This is a genomic window from Roseomonas alba (assembly GCF_019430885.1).
GTDB classification, from domain to species: domain Bacteria; phylum Pseudomonadota; class Alphaproteobacteria; order Acetobacterales; family Acetobacteraceae; genus Neoroseomonas; species Neoroseomonas alba.
The window spans coordinates 272,730-288,361 of sequence record NZ_JAHYBZ010000002.1; the positions used below are offsets into that span (position 1 = coordinate 272,730).

General features: G+C 69.7%; 16 protein-coding genes. 12 read left to right on the forward strand and 4 right to left on the reverse strand.

The annotated features are described in order from the left end of the window. Positions 1 to 109 precede the first annotated feature (109 nt). Positions 110 to 796 (reverse strand): hypothetical protein, encoded by a 687-nt coding sequence (locus tag KPL78_RS05745; protein ID WP_219761969.1) that lies wholly within the window; start codon positions 794 to 796, stop codon positions 110 to 112. Continuing rightward, positions 793 to 2,421 (reverse strand): thiamine pyrophosphate-dependent enzyme, encoded by a 1,629-nt coding sequence (locus KPL78_RS05750; protein ID WP_219761970.1) that lies wholly within the window; start codon positions 2,419 to 2,421, stop codon positions 793 to 795. Before KPL78_RS05750 ends, KPL78_RS05745 begins: the two co-directional genes overlap by 4 nt. A gap of 183 nt (positions 2,422 to 2,604) precedes the next feature. On the opposite strand from KPL78_RS05750, the gene KPL78_RS05755 reads away from it, so the two are divergent. From KPL78_RS05755 to KPL78_RS05785, 7 genes are all read left to right on the forward strand, one after another. After that, the gene (locus KPL78_RS05755) at positions 2,605 to 4,080 is read left to right on the forward strand and encodes a circularly permuted type 2 ATP-grasp protein (protein WP_432761274.1); all 1,476 of its coding nucleotides are present in this window, start codon (positions 2,605 to 2,607) and stop codon (positions 4,078 to 4,080) included. Further along, entirely contained in the window at positions 4,074 to 5,015 is a 942-nt protein-coding gene (locus KPL78_RS05760; RefSeq protein ID WP_219761971.1) for an alpha-E domain-containing protein, read from the forward strand. Before KPL78_RS05755 ends, KPL78_RS05760 begins: the two co-directional genes overlap by 7 nt. Positions 5,016 to 5,456: 441 nt before the next feature. Next, complete coding sequence (locus KPL78_RS05765; protein ID WP_219761972.1) at positions 5,457 to 6,194, forward strand: proteasome-type protease; 738 nt, start codon at positions 5,457 to 5,459, stop codon at positions 6,192 to 6,194. A 94-nt stretch (positions 6,195 to 6,288) separates the two neighbouring features. Continuing rightward, positions 6,289 to 7,122 (forward strand): type VI secretion system protein TssA, encoded by an 834-nt coding sequence (locus KPL78_RS05770; RefSeq protein ID WP_219761973.1) that lies wholly within the window; start codon positions 6,289 to 6,291, stop codon positions 7,120 to 7,122. A 90-nt stretch (positions 7,123 to 7,212) separates the two neighbouring features. After that, complete coding sequence (locus KPL78_RS05775; RefSeq protein WP_219761974.1) at positions 7,213 to 8,181, forward strand: tripartite tricarboxylate transporter substrate binding protein; 969 nt, start codon at positions 7,213 to 7,215, stop codon at positions 8,179 to 8,181. A 53-nt stretch (positions 8,182 to 8,234) separates the two neighbouring features. Then, positions 8,235 to 8,972, forward strand: a complete 738-nt coding sequence (locus tag KPL78_RS05780; protein ID WP_219761975.1) for a thermonuclease family protein — start codon at positions 8,235 to 8,237, stop codon at positions 8,970 to 8,972. Positions 8,973 to 9,100: 128 nt separating this feature from the next. Continuing rightward, a complete protein-coding gene (locus tag KPL78_RS05785; protein WP_219761976.1) occupies positions 9,101 to 9,634 on the forward strand; it encodes a M23 family metallopeptidase in 534 nt (177 codons plus the stop codon). A gap of 136 nt (positions 9,635 to 9,770) precedes the next feature. On the opposite strand, the gene KPL78_RS05790 is transcribed toward KPL78_RS05785, so the two are convergent. Beyond that, a complete protein-coding gene (locus KPL78_RS05790; RefSeq protein ID WP_219761977.1) occupies positions 9,771 to 10,253 on the reverse strand; it encodes a YaiI/YqxD family protein in 483 nt (160 codons plus the stop codon). Between the two features lie 111 nt (positions 10,254 to 10,364). Here KPL78_RS05790 and KPL78_RS05795 point away from each other — a divergent pair, with 111 nt between their 5' ends. Further along, complete coding sequence (locus tag KPL78_RS05795; protein ID WP_219761978.1) at positions 10,365 to 10,970, forward strand: TRAP transporter small permease subunit; 606 nt, start codon at positions 10,365 to 10,367, stop codon at positions 10,968 to 10,970. Further along, complete coding sequence (locus tag KPL78_RS05800; RefSeq protein WP_219761979.1) at positions 10,967 to 12,277, forward strand: TRAP transporter large permease; 1,311 nt, start codon at positions 10,967 to 10,969, stop codon at positions 12,275 to 12,277. The genes KPL78_RS05795 and KPL78_RS05800 overlap by 4 nt, the downstream gene beginning before the upstream one ends. A gap of 61 nt (positions 12,278 to 12,338) precedes the next feature. Here KPL78_RS05800 and KPL78_RS05805 read toward each other — a convergent pair whose 3' ends face one another. Then, on the reverse strand, positions 12,339 to 13,394 hold the full coding sequence (locus KPL78_RS05805) for a TRAP transporter substrate-binding protein (protein WP_219761980.1): 1,056 nt from the start codon (positions 13,392 to 13,394) through the stop codon (positions 12,339 to 12,341). A gap of 157 nt (positions 13,395 to 13,551) precedes the next feature. Here KPL78_RS05805 and KPL78_RS05810 point away from each other — a divergent pair, with 157 nt between their 5' ends. From KPL78_RS05810 to KPL78_RS05820, 3 genes are read left to right on the forward strand one after another with little or no spacing between them, the layout of a single operon-like run. Beyond that, positions 13,552 to 14,100, forward strand: a complete 549-nt coding sequence (locus KPL78_RS05810) for a gamma carbonic anhydrase family protein (protein WP_219761981.1) — start codon at positions 13,552 to 13,554, stop codon at positions 14,098 to 14,100. A 12-nt stretch (positions 14,101 to 14,112) separates the two neighbouring features. After that, a complete protein-coding gene (locus tag KPL78_RS05815; RefSeq protein WP_219761982.1) occupies positions 14,113 to 14,685 on the forward strand; it encodes a hypothetical protein in 573 nt (190 codons plus the stop codon). Beyond that, complete coding sequence (locus KPL78_RS05820; RefSeq protein WP_219761983.1) at positions 14,682 to 15,314, forward strand: hypothetical protein; 633 nt, start codon at positions 14,682 to 14,684, stop codon at positions 15,312 to 15,314. Before KPL78_RS05815 ends, KPL78_RS05820 begins: the two co-directional genes overlap by 4 nt. The last annotated feature ends 318 nt before the right edge of the window (positions 15,315 to 15,632 follow it).

Sequence of the window (15,632 nt, forward strand, 5' to 3'; positions counted from 1 at the left end):
GTCAGTGGCGCCCGGTGCCAGGTCGAGGTTTCCAAAGGCCCTTCGGCCTTTGGTGGGGTGGGTCCGGGAGGGGCAAAGCCCCTCTCGGCTCCCCAGTGCAGGCACGAGGCTACCCCGGCCCGAGCGGCGGCGTCCGGTCGAAGACCGGCGGTACATAGCCTTCGCCGCCCCAGCGGTGTCTGCTGACCACGGCATTGTTGCGCCGGTCGCGGACTTCGAGGTCAGGCATCCCGCCGCGTCCGCGCCCCGCCGTCACCACCACCCAGCGACGTTGCCAGCTTGTGCGCCGCCCGCGCGGCCCGGCCTCGCTGTGCGCGGCGGACAGCAGGCCGCCGAAGATCGGCCGCAGCGTCGTGCCGTCCCGCAGCAGCAGGTGCAGCGCCTCGGTCGAGGTGCTGCGCCCGGTCGACGTATAGGAATTGCGGATCCGCACCGCGATGACCGGTCGTTCGCCCACCGGTGCGAGGCGGTCCACGTCCAGAAGGCAGCTCCAGAGCGGATCGATGGTGATGGGTTCGATCGACACCGGTCCGGCGACGATCTCGGGCGCGCCGTCGGCGCCGCTGCGCATCAGGGCGATGCGCAGATCGTCGTCATCGGGCACGACAACGACGGAGAGGCCATCCGCCTCGGGGCCCCAGGCACCGAAGCCGGAGCAGGCCATGGAGACGCCGCGCCGGCCATCCTCCGTCCCGGCGAAGAGGGCGCGGGTCGCGGCGGCTTGCTCCAGCGCCTGCGCGGCCCCGGCGGGCAGCAGCAGCGCGGCCAGGCCGGCCAGCCCGCGCCGCCCGATCACCCCCGCAGCGCCTTGATCTGAGCCGGATAGCCGGAGGGATCGACCGCCACGTCGATCAGCACCGGGCCCTGCGCCGTGCAGGCCGCCGCCACCGCTTCCGCCAGTTCCGCCTCGTTGCATGCGCTCAGCCCCACACCGCCCATCGCGCGCATTGCCGCGGCCAGGTCGGCGCGGGGCCAGCCCAGCGCGCCATCCGGCAGGTCGCGCGTGTCCTTCTTGATGTTGATGAGGGATAGCGTGGCGTCGTTGAAGGCGACGACGATCAATCTCACACCCAGCACCACCGCCGTGGCGAGCTCGCCGAGCCCCATCAGCAGCCCGCCATCGCCGGTGAAGGCGAGTGCTCCGCGCTGCGGATCGTGCAGCGCGGCCGCGATCGCCGCCGGCAGCGCGAAGCCCATGGTGGCGAGCCCATTGGAGATCAGCAGGTCGCCCGGCCGGTCGCACTGCCAGTAGGTGGTCGCGGGGAACATGTGGGCCCCGGCATCCACCGCGATGCGCGGATCGAAGCCTGCCTTGCGGCAGGCGGCCTGGACGATCTGCACGACGCTCTGCGGCCCGATGCCGGCGCCGCGTCGGGGGTCGTTCGCCAGCGCCGCCAGCCACCCTTCTCGGAAGGCCGCGATCGCCGTGTCGTCCCAGGTGGATCGGGTCACGCCCTCGGTCAGCGCCGTGAGCGCCGGCGCCAATGCCCCCGACAGAGCCGCGGCGGGATTCGCATAGGGCAGGGCGCGCGGCGCGGTCGCGACTTCGATCACCGGGACCGGCCAGCGCCAGGGCTTGGGAATGAACTCGATCGGGTCGGCGCCGACCATCAGCACTGCGTCCGCGGCGTCCATCACCGGGCCTTCCGCCGCACCGCAGGTGAAGATGCCGGCGAAATGCGGATCGGCATCGGGGATCACGCCCTTGGCCTTGTAGGTCACCAGTGCCGGGCAGCCGAGCGCGGTGACCAACGCGCGCAGTTCCGGGGCGGCCTCCACCGCTTCCAGCCCCGCGACCACCACCGGACGCTTCGCCGCGGCCAGCACGCGCCGCGCCGCCGCGACTGAAGCGGCATCCGGGCCGGGCGGGGCAGGGCGCGCGACCGTTGCCGGCAGTGGTGCCGGCTGGCGCGCCGCGCTGCCCGACAGCTCGATCAGCGCCGCCCCGCGCGGTGCGGCGAGAACGGCGTCGATGGCGCGCGCCGCCGCCTCGCCGGCGGCCATCTGTCCGACCGAAAGCTGCACCTTGGTCACCGGGGCGAGCATCGCCGCATGGTCGAAATACTGATGCGTCGCGAAGGCCCGCTCGGCCGGCGCAAAGCCGTCCGCCAGCAGCACCACCGGGGCGCGGTCCAGCGCCGCATGTGCCATGCCGTTGGCCGCATTGCCCACCCCCGGCCCGCGCGTGCACAGCGCGACACCCGGCGTGCCCGCCAGTTCCGCCTCTGTCGCCGCCATGATCACGGCCGAGGTCTCATGCCGCGCCAGCACGAATTCCACGCCCTGCACCTTGGCCGCGGCGATCAGGTCGAGGCTCGATCCGCCCCCCGGCACCCCATAGATCCGCCGCGTGCCCGCCGCCGCGAAGGCGGCCGCGATGGCATCGGCGGCTGTGCTGGGCGACATCGATTCCTCGGACATCAATCCTGGCTCCCGTCATGGTTGCAGGCAGGATACGGGCTGGCCCGGCCGCTGCCCATCCCAGGGCAGCCGAAGCCTGCTTCCTGAGCAAATGCGTCGCCGCTGCACAGTCGCGTTATCATCGCGGGCTTGCGCGCGCCCCCTCGGCCCGGCAAGGCTGCGGTCACGGAGGACTTTGCGCTGGTGACCAGGATCATTCCTGCCTTCGACGAGATGACGGCCGACGGCCAGATTCGCGGCCCCTATGCGGAGATCGCCCGCTGGCTGGCGGCCACTCCCCGCGAATCGCTGGAACGACGACGACACGAGGCCGAGCTGCTGTTCAAGCGCATCGGCATCACCTTCGCGGTCTATGGCGAGGGCGGCGATCCCGAGCGCCTGATCCCCTTCGACATCATCCCCCGCATCATCGCGCGGTCCGAATGGGACAACCTCTCGCGCGGCCTGGTGCAGAGGGTGAAGGCGCTGAACCTCTTCCTGCTCGACGTCTATGGCAAGCAGGAGATCGTGAAGGCCGGCCGCATCCCCGCGGCACTGGTCAACCACAATGAGGCCTTCCGGCCCGAGATGAAGGGCTTCGTCCCGCCCGGCGGCGTCTATACCCACATCGCCGGCATCGACGTGGTGCGCACCGGGCCCAACGATTTCTGGGTGCTGGAAGATAATTGCCGAACGCCCTCCGGCGTCTCCTACATGCTCGAGGGGCGGGAGGCGATGCTGCGTCTCTTCCCCGGGCTGTTCGCCAACCACCACATCGCCTCGGTCGGCCACTACCCCGAGGAATTGCTGGAGACGCTGAAATCGGTCGCGCCACCCAACTGCCAGGGCACACCGCGCGTCGCGATCCTGACGCCGGGGTCCTTCAACAGCGCCTATTATGAGCACTGCTTCCTCGCCGACGAGATGGGCGTGGAGGTGGTCGAGGGACCCGACCTCTTCGTGCAGGACGACGTGGTCTACATGAAGACCACGACGGGACTGCAGCGCGTCGACGTCATCTATCGCCGCATCGACGATGATTACCTCGACCCGCTGGTCTTCCGTCCCGAGAGTGTGCTCGGCGTCCCCGGGCTGATGGCGGCCTACAAGGCCGGCAATGTCGCGCTGGCCAATGCGCCCGGTGCGGGCATCGCCGACGACAAGGCGATCTACCCCTATGTGCCGGAGATGGTACGCTTCTACCTCGGCGAGGAGCCGACGCTGTCAAACGTGCCGACCTATCTCTGCGAGCGGGACGAGGACCGCGCCTATGTCCTCGAGCATCTCGATGAACTGGTGGTGAAGCTGACCCATGGGTCGGGCGGCTACGGCATGCTGGTAGGCCCGCATTCCACCGCCGAGCAGCGCGCCGAATTCGCCGCGCGCATCAGGGCGAAGCCCGCCGAGTACATCGCCCAGCCGACGCTGGCGCTTTCCACCGTGCCGACGCTGGTCGACAAGGGCATCGCGCCCCGCCATGTCGACCTGCGGCCCTTCCTGCTCTGCGGGAAGGAGGTGCGCGTCGTCCCCGGCGGCCTGACCCGCGTCGCGCTGCGTGAGGGCTCGCTGGTGGTGAACTCCTCCCAGGGCGGCGGCACCAAGGATACCTGGGTGCTGGAGGACGATCCCGCCGACATCGTGAAACCCTTGGCCGATACGCAGGGCCAGTCCCAATGCTGAGCCGTACCGCCGACTCTCTCTATTGGCTCGGCCGCTACATGGAGCGCGCCGGCAACATCGCCCGCGGCCTGCAGGTGGCGCTGCGCCTGACCAGCGTGACCAGCGCCGTCGCGCGGCGCGACAATGCCTGGCGCGGGCTGCTCACCGCCTCCGGCTGCGCGCCGGGCTTCGCCGCGACGGGCGAGCCCCTGACGCGCGAGGCGGTGGTCCGCTACCTCGCCGCCGAGCCGGCCAACCCGTCCTCCATCCTGTCCTGCATCGAGGCGGCGCGGCGCAACGCCCGCACCGTCCGCACCGCGCTAACCACCGACATGTGGGAGGCGGTGAACGAGACCTGGTCCGAAGGCCGCCGCAGCACCGACGACACCTTCGCCCCGGACAACCTGCCGGCCTTCCTCGACTGGGTGAAGTCGCGCACCATCCTGTTCAACGGCGCCTATGCCGACACCATGCTGCGCGACGAGGCCTGGAGCTTCGTGCGCCTGGGCACGATGTGCGAGCGCGCGGACAACACCGCGCGTGTTCTTGACGTGCATCACCACGCGCTGATGGGCGCGGAGGAGGGCGGGACCATCGCATTCGTGCAGTGGCAGGCGATCTTGCGGTCGGTTTCGGCGCTGCGCGCCTATCACTGGGTCTTCCACGCACGGCTGGAACCGAAGCGAATCGCGGAACTGCTGATCCTGCGCCCCGAGCTGCCACGCTCCGTCGTCGCCTGCTACGCCCGCATCGAGGAAACGCTGGAGGGGATTGCGACCGCCCATGGCGGGCGTCGTGGCGAATGCCACCGCCTGGCCGGCGAGATGCACGCCCGCCTGCGGTTCGGCCGCATCGACGATATCATGGAAGGCGGGCTGCACAACTTCCTGACCGCAACGATCGACCGGAATCTGGAGCTCGGAAGACAGATCCAGGATTTTTACCTCCAGGCCTGAAAGGCCTTCCTGATATCCGGACTGCTTCCGCTGCCGGAGTTGGAGGGGTGCTGCCCCTCCAGGCCACCTCGCCGCCGGGTTCCCGGTGATGTGGCAGGGCAACGTCATTGGGTGCGCCTGGTGCCTGGAGCACTTGGAGCGCAGTCTTCCGGTGTTGGGCGCAGCGCGCGTGCTGCCTCCTCCAAACGCCCGTCATGCGCAAGGGTGGGTTTCGGCACCATTCCGGTACTGGCGCACGGCGCCAGGTTGGGGTTTTCAAAGGCCCTTCGGCCTTTGCTGGGGAGAGCTTGAGAGGGGCAAAGCCCCTCTCAATCAGCCGAAACAGCCGTGTCATCGGGAAGGCCGTTGCGTACCTCGATCGCCGGCGCCTGCATTCGCGCGCTGAAGGCTTGACGCGCCGCCCCCTATCGCCGTCTTTCCCGACCAGCGGAGGCACGCATCATGACCTATTGCGTCGGGCTCTATCTCAACCAGGGGCTCGTCCTGCTGTCCGACACCCGCACCAATGCGGGCGTCGACCACATCTCGACCTTCTCGAAGATGCATGTCGAGGAAGTCCACGGCGAACGCATGATCGCCATGCTCTCCTCCGGCAATCTCGCCATCAGCCAGCAGGTCTGGTCGCGGTTGCAGGAAGGCATCTGGCTCGACGGCGAACGCCACACGCTGCGCGACGTGCCCAGCATGTTCCGTGCTGCTCAGCTCGTCGGCGCCGCGGTACGAGCGGTCTTCGAGGCCGATGGCCCCTCGCTCCATGCGCAGGGCTTTGGCTTCGATGTCGCCCTGCTGCTCGGCGGCCAGATCATGGGGCAGGGGATGCGCCTGTTCATGATCTATGCCGCCGGTAATTTCATCGAGGCCACCAGCGACACCCCCTTTCTCCAGATCGGCGAGCACAAATACGGCAAGCCCATCCTCGACCGGGTGGTGACGCCGGAGACGACGCTGATCGACGGCGTGAAGCTCGCCCTCATCAGCATGGATTCCACGTTGCGCTCCAACCTCACTGTCGGGATGCCGCTTGACCTGCTCGTCTATCGGGAGGGCGGCTGCTGCGCGACACTGCGCAAGCGCATCACCGAGGACGAACCCTATTTCCGCTCCGTCCGCGAAGGCTGGTCGAACAGCCTGCGCGATGCATACCGCGCCATGCCCGTGCCGGACTGGGTGCCGAACTGACACTGCGAAACCCTTCATCGCCCCGCTGCGAAGCAGGCCCTAGGAGATCACGCGCGGGCCATCGGCCGGCCCGCTGCGGCAGGAGGGTCGGGCGATGCACAGGCTGATTGTCGACGCCAGGGAATTGCTGCGCCCCATTCCGGGGACCCGGGGCGGCGCCGGCTGCGATCTCCGCGACGATGCCGACTGGACGTCGCCGTACCAGCGCCTGCGCACGGCCCGCAACGATGCGCGCAGCGCCGAGCGCGAGAACGATCATTCGACGGACCCCTGGATCCGCTCCGCCGTGCCCACGCATTGGAACACGGTGGTCGAGGCCTCGCTCGCCTGCTTCGCGCGCAGCCGCGATTTCGACGTCGCCTGCTGGCTCGCCGAGGCCTTGTCCCGCCTGCACGGCGTCGCTGGCTTCGCCGCCGGGATCGACCTGCTGACGGGGCTCTGCGACCGCTACTGGGACGCCGGCTTTCCCGTCGCCCTGCCGCCCGAGGAAGCCACCGGCGGCGCCGAGTGGGAGGATCGCGAAAGCCCGATCCTCAACCTGTTCGGGGATGCGAGCCTGGGTACCGTGCTGCGCCATCTCTGGCTGCGCCCGCTCTACGAGGCCGCGTCCGGCCCGGTCAGTCTGCACCATCTCTGCCGCGAGCTGGGTCTTCCCGCCTATCGCGAGCTCGATGCCCCCGTTGCCGCGCGCAGGACCGCGCCGGACGCCTCCTATGCGACCGAGGAGGCGCGCGCGGCCATCGCCCTGCTGCAGGTGGAGAGCCCCATGCTGCGCGCCGCAGCCGGCAGGCTGGAAGCGCGCCTGGCCCGGCACCTGCCGGCCACCGCCGCTTCCGTCATGCCGAAGATCGCTGATTTCGACGAGGCGGTGCGCGACATCGCCGAGATCATTGGCGCGCCGGAAGCGCCGCAGCGTCACTACTGCTGACGGACCTTCCCGGGATGTCGGCGGGTGCTTGCCGCACCCGTCCTTGCGGTCCATCAATGGGCCAACAGATCATCTCGGGAGGTCCTGGAAATGACACAGATCAGCCGTCGCCTGGCGCTTGGCGCCGCCGTTGCGACGCTCGCTGCACCCGCCCTGCGGGCGCAAACCAATGCCATCCGCATCGTCGTCCCCTTCGCGCCGGGTGGGTCCACCGACGCCGTGGCGCGCCTCGTCTCGCCGGGGCTGACCCAACGCCTCGGCGTGCCGGTGGTGGTGGACAATCGCGGCGGCGCGGCCGGGTCCATCGGCACCGATGTCGTCGCCAAGGCGCGTCCCGACGGACAGACCTGGCTGCTGACCTTCGACAGCCACGCCACGCTTGCCGCCCTTCTCGGCCCGCAGCTTCCCTTCGATCCGGCGAAGGACCTCGATCCCGTCATGCTGATCGGCGGCGCGCCCTATGTGCTCGCCTGCAAGCCGGACAAGCCCTTCCGCAGCATCACTGATGTGGTCGATGCCGCGAAGCGGACGCCCGACGGCGTGTCCTTCGCTTCCACCGGCAATGGCACGATCGGCCACCTGACCATGGTGCTGCTGCAGAACAGGACCGGCACGCGCATGACGCATCTGCCCTACCGGTCCGGCGGGCTCGCGGTGAACGACACGGTGGCCGGGCACACCGACATGATGATCGGCTCGGCGGCGGTGGTGAATCCGCATGTGCGCGGCGGCACGCTGCGCATCTTCGCGCAGTTCGGCGCAGAGCGCCTGCCCGCCCTGTCGGCCCTGCCTACGGTGGCCGAGGCCGGCTTCCAGGGCCTCGAGGCCGAGGCCTGGTGGGGTGTCTTCGCCCCGCACGGCACGCCGCAGGACGCGGTGATGCGCATGAATGCGGCCCTGAAGGACTCGCTCCAGGACCCGCAGGTGCGGCGCACGATGGAGGAGACGCAGCAGGCGCGCCTCATCATGTCCGACCCGCAGGGCCTCCAGACCTTCCTGACGCGGGAGGTGGCGAAGTGGAGCGCCGTGGTGCGGGAGAACCACATCGCGGCCGATTGACGCCGAATCGGCAGCGCCGGCAGAAGCGGGGATGGCCGACAGCCTGACCCGCGATGTTCCGACGCCGGTTGCCGCCCGACCTGCGTGACGCGCTACGCGCTGCCGAGCGGGCCGGGCGCGCGCTGCCGCGGCGTGGCCGCTGGCGCCGGCGCTTGGCCATGCTGTTGCCGGGCGCGCTCGTGCCGTCCCTGCTGGTCATCTTGGCCGTGGTCGTGATGCGCGACCGCGGGGCCGTGCCGCCCGAAGGGCAGGGGCGCATCGTCATGCCCGCGCCGGACCCGTCCCCGCCGGCAGCCCGGTCCGGCCCGCCGGCGATGCCGCGGGTGATCTATGGCGGCAGCGCGCCGGCCCCAGCTCAGGTGGCGGCGCCGACCGACCCCTTCGCCCTGCGCGCGGCTGTGGTCGATGGCGACACGCTGGCCTATGGCGGTGAGCGGCTCCGCCTCAATGGCATCGACGCCCCCGAAATGGGCCAGCTCTGCGAACGCCAGGGGGGCGGCTACCATTGCGGCGAACAGGCCCGCGCCGCGCTGAACCGCATCCTCGGCTCCGGCGCCCTGACCTGCGAGGCGATCGGCACTGACCGCTACCACCGCCGCGTCGTGCGCTGCGTGAATGCCGAAGGCCAGGACATTGCCGCCGCCATGGTCGCTGCCGGCTGGGCCATGGCCTATCGCCGCTACTCGGTGGACTACGTTCCGCAGGAGGATGAGGCCCGCGCCCATGGCCGCGGCATCTGGGCCGGTCGCTTCGAACCGCCCTGGGACTGGCGCCAACGCCAGGGATACTGAAGCCCGTCGCGGAACCGGGACATTCCGGTAGCGCAAGTTACCCCGATTTCAAGGCCCGCCGCATTGACGATGTGATCCCTGGCACGGCCTATGCTGGTCCAGCTTCACGACCAGGGAGAATCCCCCGCATGCGCAAGACGCGCCCTCAGACGCGCCTGACCCGCAGCATCGCTTTCGCCGCCGGATTGGGAGCCGCCTGCAGCGCGGTCCTTGCCATCACGCCCTCGGCAGCCTTTGCCGGGGCCTGCGACACCCTTCTGCCGGTTGCCGGCGAGTATTCCTCGGGCTTCGGATACCGCGGGCGCGGCTTTCACCCCGGCGTCGACATCCGCGCCCCCTATGGCGCCCCGATCCAGGCGGCGCGGCCGGGCCGGGTGGTCTATGCCGGGCGCTACTTTGCCTATGGCCTGATCGTGGATGTCGAGCACGCCGACGGCACGGTCGCCCGCTATGCGCATCTGTCGCGCATCGCGCCGGGCGTGGCGGTGGGCGCGCAGGTCGGCCCCAATGGCGCTATCGGCGCGGTGGGTCGGACGGGCCGCACCACGGGGGCCCACCTGCATGTCGAACTGCGCATCCATGGCCGCCCGGTGAACCCCTGGCCCTGGCTGACGCAGACCGCCTGCCTCGAAGACCGCCAGGTCGCCGAGGCGCCGCGCTGACCGCGCGTCATGCCGCCGAGCCTTGCTCATGACCCGGTCATCGGCAAGGCGAACGCTATGGTGCGCGATGTTGGTGGGGCGGCCGCGCGCAAAACTTGGACCCTGATATCAAGGTCAGCCGAAAGGCCGAGGACTGTCAGGCGGCGCCATCGCGGGCCTTCCGCAGCGCCGCCTGCGCCATGGTGTCGAGTGCGCTGAGGAAGCGCGATCGGTCCGCTGCCGTCATCGGCGCCGGACCACCGGCGATCGCACCGACCTCCCGCAGATGGCGCGACAATTCCCGTCCCGCCAGGGCGCTGCCGATATTGTCGCTCGTCCAGGGCTTGCCCTTGAAGGACAGCGCGAAGGCACCCTTCTCGAGGCAGCGCGACGCGAGCGGAATATCCGCCGTCAGGCAGACATCGACGGGTCGCGCCTCCTCGGCGATCCAGTCATCGGCCTTGTCCGCGCCCTCGGACACCACGACCAGACGGACGAAGGGAACCGCCGGCGGACGGATGGGGCGTGAGCCGTTCGTCACCAGGACGACCGGCAGGCCGAGGCGTCCGGCGACGCGCACCACCTCCTCGCGCACGGGGCAGGCATCGGCATCGACGAGGAAGCGGGGAAGGGGGTCCATGCTCCACGGCGTAGCGCCTCGGGCCTTCCCTGGCGAGACCGGCGAGGTGGCCCCCTATGGCACCCTTCTTGCGAGCTAGCGCGCCTCACGATTCAGGCCAGGGGGCAGGGAATGCATGACAGTGGCGGCGGGGATCTCGACCCCGTCACGCGCTACGCGGGGCAGGTGGTGCGCTTCGCGTCGATCCTGTGCGGGTGGTGGTTGCTCGGCTATTGCTTCCTTGTCGTGCTCGACATCATCGGACGGGCGCGCTTCGGCCTTACCCTCCAGGGCACGGACGAGATCGGCGGCTACACCCTGGCCGTCACGTCGGCCTTCGGCTTCGCGCAGACGCTGCTCGCGGGCCGGCACACGCGCATCGAGCTCATCGTCCAGCGCCTGCCGCGCATTCCCGCGGCGTTGCTGAACCTGCTCGCCGCGATCGTCATCGCGGGGGTGGCCGTCTTCCTGTTGGAGCGTGGCTGGTCGGTGCTGGATGAGAGCATCGAGTTCATGGCCGTCTCCAATTCCCCGCTGCAGATCCCGCTGTGGATACCGCAGGGGCTCTGGGTGGTCGGGCTCGGCCTTTTCGCGGGGATCGCGGTGGCGCTCGCCATCCAGGCGGTGCTGATGCTGCGCGATCCGGCACGGCTCAACCGGCTCTACGGGCCGCCGACCATCGAGGAGGAGATCGAGGAAAGCCTCGAAGCCACCCAGGCGACCGAGGCGCGGCCATGAGCGGGTTCGGCCTTGCCGATGCCGGGATGGGCTTCATCCTCATGCTGGCCCTGCTCGCCCTGGGGCTGCATGTGGCGACGACGATCCTGCTGCTCGGGGTGATCGGGGCAGCGGCCTATCTCGGTCCGCCCATTGTGGCCGCGGTCGGCACGCAGGTCTGGGGCGCGACGGAGAGCTTCGTGCTGCTTGCCGTGCCTCTCTTCGTGCTGCTCGGCGAGCTGCTGGTGCGCGGCGGGGCGACGGACCGCATGTACAAGGCGATGGCGGCCTGGCTGGGCGTCTTCCCAGGCGGTCTGCTGCATTCGAATATCGGGGCGAGCGCGATGTTCGCCGCCGTCTCGGGGTCCTCGGTCGCCACCGCCGCGACGATCGGCACGGTGGCGCTGCCCACCTTTCGCCAGCGCGCCTATGACGAGCGCCTGGTGCTGGGGTCGATCGCGGCCGGGGCGACGCTCGGCATCCTGATCCCGCCCTCGGTGAACATGATCATCTACGGGGCGATGACCAACACCTCGGTCGGGCGGCTCTATGCCGCGGGCGTGGTGCCGGGGCTCCTGCTGACGTTGCTCTTCATGGCCGTGGTGCTGGTCGCCTGCCTGTGGCGGCCGGCCCTGGCCGGCAAGCCGGAACCGCGCCTGCCGATCAGCGAGCGCATCCGCTTGCTGGCCGGCCTGCTGCCGCCGATCGGCATTTTCGTCGTGGTGATGGGCAGCATCTATGCCGGCTGGGCGACGCCCACGGAATCGGCGGCGGTCGGGGTAGTGGCGGCCTTCCTGCTCTCGACGCTCTATGGCCGTTTCTCGATCCGCATGCTGCACGAATGCTTCGTGTCGACGGTCAGCATCACGGCGATGATCATCCTGATCGTCGCGGCGGCCTTCTACCTGAACTTCGTGCTCGGCATCCTCGGCGTGCCGCAGGCGCTGGCGCGCTTTGTCACCGCACTCAACGCCTCGCCCATCGCCATCCTGTGGATCCTGCTGGTCTTCTACCTGATCCTCGGATGCTTCCTGGAGACGCTCTCGATGATGGTCGGCACCATTCCGATCATCTTCCCGATCGTCACCGCGCTCGGCATCGATCCGGTCTTCTTCGGCATCTTCCTGGTCATCATGTGCGAGATGGCGCTGATCACCCCGCCGGTCGGGATGAACCTCTATGTCGTGCAGGGGGTGCGCGGGCGCGGCAGCGTGGTCGAGGTCATCACCGGATCGCTGCCCTTCCTGGCGATGATGTTCCTGCTGACGGTGCTGCTGATGTACCTGCCGGACATCGCGCTTTGGTTACCGCGCCTGGCGTTCGATTGATTGAATTGCCTATTGTGTAGGCAGTTGGCCCGCCGGCATTGCTGTCGGCGGGCCGCTTGCATCAGGGGATCGTATAGCCCCGCGCTGTGCCGACCGTCTGGTTCCAGGTGGTCGTGCACTGGTTCCACACGCGATTGCAGGCGTCACGGAAGGTCGGGAGGATCGACTGCGAGACGATCTCCCGCAGTCGCGCCTGGTCGGCCGGCGAGACTGTCGCGATGGTCATCGTCCCCCGCGGTGTCGCGTTGCATTCCGGCTTGCCCGACATGCAGTCGAGCGCGACCTGGTTGTTCACTCGCGCGAGCTCCCAGAACTGGTCCTCCAGACCCTGGAAGGCCGCGGTCAGGGCGGCCTGCTGGGCCGGGGTGAAGCGCCGCCAGGTGGCGAGCGACATGAAGTGCCCCTGCACCCCGCCGGCGAGTGATAGCGGCAGGATATGCGTCGTCACTTCCGCCCAGTTGGCGACATGCGCCGAGGTCGGCGAGGTGATGCCGCAGGTCGCGACGCCGCGCTGCAGCGCCGGATAGACCTCGCTGAACTGCAGCGAGACGGGCGTGCCGCCCAGCGCCTGGATCAGGGCCGACATGGACGGCGTGTAGGACCGGATCTTCAGCCCGCGCAGATCGGCCATGGAATTGACCGGGTGGTTACAGAAGAACATCTGTGGGCCGAAGGGCCACAGCGTCATCACCTTCGCCCCGAAGCGCGATTGCAGCCGCTGGTCGAAGGATTCGCGCCCGGCATTCACCGCGCTGCGGAGCTCGTCGAGGGTCGTGCTGACCCCGATCAGGTCGAGCCCGTCGAAGAAGGGCTCGTCGCGCGCGACATTGCCGATGGTCACCGACATCATGTCGAAGGCACCCGAGCGGAGCAGCCGCAGCGCATCGGCCGCCTGCACGCCAACCTGGTCCATCGGCGCGTAGGAGACCTGCAGGGTCGGCAGGCCGAGCACGCCCGGCAGCCCCTCGTAGAAGGGCCGCTCCGCGGCGATGTGATGGGTGTTGGCGCTGAAATGGCCGGCCACGCGCAGGGAGGTCGGCGCCTGTTGTGCGAAGGCCGGCGCGGCCCAGGCGGCGGTGAGCGCCAGCAGGGCGGCGCAGGGACGTAGGAAATTCATGCAGTCTGCTCTCCCGTCCGGCGGGTGCGGTTGAACCATGGCGCGCGCCCGATCCGGCTGCTTCGGCGGGCGAGCAAGATCGGTGCCGGCTGCGCTCGGCCTTCCGCTCGGCGGGCCGGCGGCGCATCCTGTGCCCGACCGAACCGGAGGAACCCCCATGGACACGAACCAGACCACCACGCTGCCGCCACTTTATGTGTTCGAGGGCCATCGGCCGATCGTCCACGCCGCCGCCTGGGTTGCACCGACCGCGGCCGTGATCGGCCAGGTGACGATCGGGGAGGGGTCCAATGTCTGGTATCACTGCGTCCTGCGCGGCGACACCAACACCATCACCATCGGCCGCGGCACCAACATCCAGGACGGCACCATCGTTCACGTGAATGCCGGGCGGCAATGCACGACGATCGGCGACGACGTCACCGTCGGCCATGCCGCCATCATCCACGCCTGCACCCTGATGAACCGTGCCTTCGTCGGCATGGGAGCGACCGTGCTGGACGAGGCAGTGATCGAGGAAGGCGGCATGCTGGCCGCCGGTTCCGTGCTGCCGCCGGGCAAGCGCATCGGCCGCAACGAGATGTGGATGGGCAATCCGGCCAAGCTGGTGAGGGTGATGACCGACGAACAGCGCGCACGTTTCGACACCACTGCGCCGCACTACGTGGAATTGTCCGGCCGTCATCGCCGTTCCCTGGGCGGCTGAACGCGCCTGCCCATGCCGCTGTCCCGCCGCACTGCGCTGCTTGCCCTGCCGGCCCTGCTGGCGGGATGCTCGACCACGCCGGTCCCGATTGCGCGGATGCCCTACGATCCGTCGATCGGCTTCGCCGACCCGGCGCGGCAGGCGATCATCCACACCGCCTACGCCTTCGCCGCACCGGCGAGTCTGGCGGACCGGCCCTGGGAGGCGGCGGAGGCCATCTCTCAGGCCGAGTTCCTGACCATCGAACTGACCTACGGCCCGCGCTGGATCGGCATGACCTTCTCGCCCGGCGCCTTCGTGCAGGCGCGGCCTGAATGGCGCGCTGCCCTCGGCATCGACCAGTCGGCGGAACCCCAGGCGGTGATCGATGCCTTCACGGCCGTCCGCTACGCCTATGGCGGGGAGAATCCGGCGGCCGCGGCGGCGGCGCTGCGGCCGCCCCTGTTCACCCCGGGCGGAGAGGCTGCGCTGCGGAGGCTTTCCGCCCTGCCGCCGCTGCCCCGGACCGCCTGGGCGGCGAGCTTGGCGCAACGGGAGATGTGGGCCATTCAACGCCAGAACTCCGTCGGGAATAACTGGGAATGAATCGTCGTGCCCTCATTTTGGTCCTGCCGCTCGCCGTGGGGGCCTGCGCGGAATTGCGCACCCCGCAGCAACTTCCGCCGGCGGTGCTGACCAGCGGGTCCACCCGCGGCTCGCCGCTGCGTGACGCGGTTGAGGCGACGGCGGCCGCCTTCGCCAACCAGGGCGCTGCCCTGGCTGGCCATCCTGCCGAGGCGGCGCTCGCCCTGGCGCGCTTCGAGGCCATCACCCTGGAGGTCGACAACCGTCGCGCCTGGCCGAACCTGTCGCCGACCCTCGGCTATGCCATGCGCACGGCACGCGACGAGAACCGCGCTGCGATCGGCGCCGCGCAGCAGGCGCCGGCGGCGAATGTCATCCAGGCGCTCGGCACCGTGTCGCAGCGGCTGCACGCGAATGACCGCGCCGGTGCCGCCGCGGCGCTGCCGCCCCCGACCTTCGAACCGGGCGGGGACGTGACGCTCGATCGTCTCGGCGAGGTCGGACCCCTGCCGGCGGCCGAACAGGCCATGGCGGCGCTGGTCCGCGAAGTGCGGCGGCTGGATCTCGATGCCGGCTGGGCCGGGGCAGGGCCGTGGTGGCAGAACGGCGCGCCCGGGGCGATCACGGACGGATTGGGGCGCGGGTATTGAGACCGGCGGCCGTTGGGGATGGTCGATGAGGGCGGAATAGGAGGGGCGGCCCTCGAAACTGTCCCGCCAAGTACCTGGCGTACCTGGAACGCAATCTTCTGGCGCCCGGCACGAGAGGTGACATCCCCCCGAAGCTATAGGTGCGCCTCGGCATCATTCTGACAGTGGCGCACGATACGAGGTTGAGGTTTGCAAAGGCTCTTCGGCCTTTGCTGGGGTGAGCCCGAAAGGGGGCAAAGCCCCTTTCGGTTCCGCTGGTCAGGAACTGGGGCCGCCAGTATGCGAGCCCTGCCTGGAGACGCGCCCCGCAGCGCGGCG

What these genes read in the sequence shown, in the direction of transcription:
- KPL78_RS05750 (WP_219761970.1), bottom strand. Translation starts at nt 2,421, where the DNA reads ATGTCCGAGGAATCGATGTCGCCCAGCACAGCCGCCGATGCCATCGCG.
- KPL78_RS05760 (WP_219761971.1), top strand. Translation starts at nt 4,074, where the DNA reads ATGCTGAGCCGTACCGCCGACTCTCTCTATTGGCTCGGCCGCTACATG.
- KPL78_RS05765 (WP_219761972.1), top strand. Translation starts at nt 5,457, where the DNA reads ATGACCTATTGCGTCGGGCTCTATCTCAACCAGGGGCTCGTCCTGCTG.
- KPL78_RS05770 (WP_219761973.1), top strand. Translation starts at nt 6,289, where the DNA reads ATGCACAGGCTGATTGTCGACGCCAGGGAATTGCTGCGCCCCATTCCG.
- KPL78_RS05775 (WP_219761974.1), top strand. Translation starts at nt 7,213, where the DNA reads ATGACACAGATCAGCCGTCGCCTGGCGCTTGGCGCCGCCGTTGCGACG.
- KPL78_RS05780 (WP_219761975.1), top strand. Translation starts at nt 8,235, where the DNA reads ATGTTCCGACGCCGGTTGCCGCCCGACCTGCGTGACGCGCTACGCGCT.
- KPL78_RS05785 (WP_219761976.1), top strand. Translation starts at nt 9,101, where the DNA reads ATGCGCAAGACGCGCCCTCAGACGCGCCTGACCCGCAGCATCGCTTTC.
- KPL78_RS05790 (WP_219761977.1), bottom strand. Translation starts at nt 10,253, where the DNA reads ATGGACCCCCTTCCCCGCTTCCTCGTCGATGCCGATGCCTGCCCCGTG.
- KPL78_RS05795 (WP_219761978.1), top strand. Translation starts at nt 10,365, where the DNA reads ATGCATGACAGTGGCGGCGGGGATCTCGACCCCGTCACGCGCTACGCG.
- KPL78_RS05800 (WP_219761979.1), top strand. Translation starts at nt 10,967, where the DNA reads ATGAGCGGGTTCGGCCTTGCCGATGCCGGGATGGGCTTCATCCTCATG.
- KPL78_RS05805 (WP_219761980.1), bottom strand. Translation starts at nt 13,394, where the DNA reads ATGAATTTCCTACGTCCCTGCGCCGCCCTGCTGGCGCTCACCGCCGCC.
- KPL78_RS05810 (WP_219761981.1), top strand. Translation starts at nt 13,552, where the DNA reads ATGGACACGAACCAGACCACCACGCTGCCGCCACTTTATGTGTTCGAG.
- KPL78_RS05815 (WP_219761982.1), top strand. Translation starts at nt 14,113, where the DNA reads ATGCCGCTGTCCCGCCGCACTGCGCTGCTTGCCCTGCCGGCCCTGCTG.
- KPL78_RS05820 (WP_219761983.1), top strand. Translation starts at nt 14,682, where the DNA reads ATGAATCGTCGTGCCCTCATTTTGGTCCTGCCGCTCGCCGTGGGGGCC.